This window comes from Halomonas sp. BC1 (genome assembly GCF_002078135.1).
Lineage (GTDB): Bacteria > Pseudomonadota > Gammaproteobacteria > Pseudomonadales > Halomonadaceae > Vreelandella > Vreelandella stevensii.
In genome coordinates this window covers 468385-470597 of sequence record NZ_LFGS01000019.1, presented here as the reverse complement: position 1 = coordinate 470597, position 2213 = coordinate 468385, and the positions used below count along the sequence as shown (strand labels likewise).

The window sequence follows — 2213 nt, the reverse complement described above, 5'->3', positions numbered from 1 at the left end:
GATTTTGTCGCCGTCACTGGTGATGACGCGGTGCGTCAGCCCCAGATCGATGCCAACCATTTTGGGGGTGACCGGCAGTGGTGTGGCCGCTTCCTCCACCAAAAAACTGACATGGTAACGGCCAGCGGTGTCACAGCTCACCGTGATACTGCTCGGCGTGCCGGAAAAAGACCGGCTCCAGCGGATAGCCAGCGGGTCTTTTTGCTTGGCCAGCCACAGTTTGCCGTCGCGCCAGCGAAAGCCGTTGGCCATGTAAGTGGCCGATTGCTTGCGCTGCTTCTTCTTGAAGGTGGGATACCGCGCCTGGCCTTTGAAGAAGTTGCTGAAGGCCCGATCCAGATGCCGGAGCGACTGTTGCAAGCAGACGTTGGACACCTCAGCCAAAAACGCTGTGCCCGGCTCTTTCTTGAGGCTGGTGAGCGCTTTGGCGGTGGCGCTGTAGCCCATGCGCTCCTGACGCTCGAACCAGGCATCGGTGCGCTGGCGCAGGAAATGGTTGTAGACGTACCGCACACAACCAAACGTCCGGGCAAGCTGATCGACTTGCTCAGGCGTAGGATAAAAACGATAACGGTAGGCGCGGTGTACGGTCGTCATGACTTGAATCTAGCGCGGTAAATATAGCCTGTCAACCAGGGGGCGCTGCGCGCCTCGCGCTATCCTTCCCCGGCCTGGAAGGCCGAGGTTTGACGCGCAATTTGATCAACGGCTTAGCGTGGGATACGATTCGTGGGTATCACCAGCTCAACCGCGGTTTTAAAGCGGAGAAAACCGACCGCGGCGAAGCCAATTGGCAAACCCAACCCTGTACGCTATTCTGTACATTAACAAGATCGCGTACAGGAGTACCCTTTATGGATGCCATCAGCTACACCGCCGCTAGAACCAACCTAGCAAAAACCATGGAGCAGGTCTGTGAAGACCACTCTCCTATGATCATCACCCGCAATAAGGCGCAATCCGTGGTCATGATCTCTCTCGAAGACTATGAAGCACTGCAAGAGACAGCCTACCTCCTGCGCGCGCCCAAAAACGCCCGCCGTTTACTGGAATCCGTTGCCGAGTTGGAGCAAGGGGGCGGTCAGGAAAAGGAGCTTCTTGAATGAAGCTCATCTTTTCCGAGAACGCTTGGGAAGACTATTTATACTGGCAGAAAACTGACAAAAAGATTCTCAACCGAATCAACAAGCTAGTCAAAGAAATCAAGCGAGAGCCATTTGAAGGAGTCGGCAAGCCAGAACCCCTTAAACACAGCCTCGCGGGTTACTGGTCTCGGCGAATCAACGAAGAACACCGCATCGTTTACAAGGTCACGGATGACGCTTTGCTTATTGCCCAGCTGCGGTATCACTACTGATTTAACGCTGAGCTCAATGTGGATAGGCCCTCGTAAGATCACCAACCAGCTTTTCAAACAGATGCTGTTAGGATAAGCCACGTAAGGCCTAACATATCAGCCCCCCAGCGGCCCCAGGGCAGGAGCGCCTTAATGGCGATAAGGCTGGTTGGGCTTCCAAGGTAGACGCTGCACACGGTCGGTGAATTCGACGATGCGCTCCACCAACAGTGGGGCTACCGCCAAGGTGGCGCCCTCGTTGCAGGCAACAGCAATCAGCTCTACGGCACGTTGGCGATCCTCGATGCTGATCATGACTCCTCGTCCCCCCAGATCGCCCGTGCTTTTTTTGACAGCGTCAGCAGTGCAGCTGTCTCCGCGAGTGCTGTGTTCTTGCGCTGTAGCTCTCGTTCCAGCTCTTTGATCCGCTTGCGCTGCTGCTTGGCTTCATCCGCTTCTCGACGGCGGTCCTCATGGGACAAGCTGGCGGCTTGTTCGCAGTCATGACGCCAGCGTTGCAGCTGCTCGGGATACAGTCCCCGTTGACGACAATAGGCAGCAACGTCTTCGGTGTTCATCGCTGCGGTCTCAACCACCGCTGCAAACTTGTCTCGGGACGACCAGCCGGTCGTACCCTGGTCACTTGCATCGGGCAGGCAGCGTCCCTCCGCACGGGCTTCCTTGCGCCACTTGTAAACAGTTGCTGGCGAGATCCCCTCCTGCCGGGCGACCTCTTCTACGCTTTGATTATAAGGCGGTAACAGCTTGGCCACAGCGGCCTGACGTCGCTCATCGGAATAGCGAGGCATACAGATCTCCAAACGCCCCTGAATATTTAAGAGAGTGTAACAAGGGACGCGACATCAATCCTGACAGA

General features: G+C 56.2%; 5 protein-coding genes. 2 read left to right on the top strand and 3 right to left on the bottom strand.

What is annotated here, in order from left to right; all coding sequences use genetic code 11:
* On the bottom strand, positions 1-597 hold a 597-nt coding region (locus B7L72_RS16200), incomplete at its 3' end, for an RNA-guided endonuclease TnpB family protein (RefSeq protein WP_139788544.1).
* 257 nt (positions 598-854) lie between these two features.
* Here B7L72_RS16200 and B7L72_RS16195 point away from each other — a divergent pair.
* Together B7L72_RS16195 and B7L72_RS16190 are read left to right on the top strand one after the other, a co-directional pair.
* The gene (locus B7L72_RS16195; RefSeq protein ID WP_081195530.1) at positions 855-1106 is read left to right on the top strand and encodes a type II toxin-antitoxin system Phd/YefM family antitoxin; all 252 of its coding nucleotides are present in this window, start codon (positions 855-857) and stop codon (positions 1104-1106) included.
* Positions 1103-1357 carry a Txe/YoeB family addiction module toxin gene (locus B7L72_RS16190; protein WP_081195528.1) on the top strand — a complete coding sequence of 85 codons (255 nt, stop codon included), beginning with the start codon at positions 1103-1105 and terminating at the stop codon, positions 1355-1357. The genes B7L72_RS16195 and B7L72_RS16190 overlap by 4 nt, the downstream gene beginning before the upstream one ends.
* A gap of 129 nt (positions 1358-1486) precedes the next feature.
* On the opposite strand, the gene B7L72_RS18645 is transcribed toward B7L72_RS16190, so the two are convergent.
* Together B7L72_RS18645 and B7L72_RS16185 are read right to left on the bottom strand one after the other, a co-directional pair.
* A complete protein-coding gene (locus B7L72_RS18645) occupies positions 1487-1651 on the bottom strand; it encodes a hypothetical protein (RefSeq protein WP_176212906.1) in 165 nt (54 codons plus the stop codon).
* The gene (locus tag B7L72_RS16185; protein ID WP_081195526.1) at positions 1648-2145 is read right to left on the bottom strand and encodes a transposase; all 498 of its coding nucleotides are present in this window, start codon (positions 2143-2145) and stop codon (positions 1648-1650) included. The genes B7L72_RS18645 and B7L72_RS16185 overlap by 4 nt, the downstream gene beginning before the upstream one ends.
* Positions 2146-2213 lie beyond the last annotated feature (68 nt).

Excerpts from the sequence above, each read along its gene's own strand:
- B7L72_RS16195 (WP_081195530.1), top strand. The coding sequence starts at position 855 with ATGGATGCCATCAGCTACACCGCCGCTAGAACCAACCTAGCAAAAACC.
- B7L72_RS16190 (WP_081195528.1), top strand. The coding sequence starts at position 1,103 with ATGAAGCTCATCTTTTCCGAGAACGCTTGGGAAGACTATTTATACTGG.
- B7L72_RS18645 (WP_176212906.1), bottom strand. The coding sequence starts at position 1,651 with ATGATCAGCATCGAGGATCGCCAACGTGCCGTAGAGCTGATTGCTGTT.
- B7L72_RS16185 (WP_081195526.1), bottom strand. The coding sequence starts at position 2,145 with ATGCCTCGCTATTCCGATGAGCGACGTCAGGCCGCTGTGGCCAAGCTG.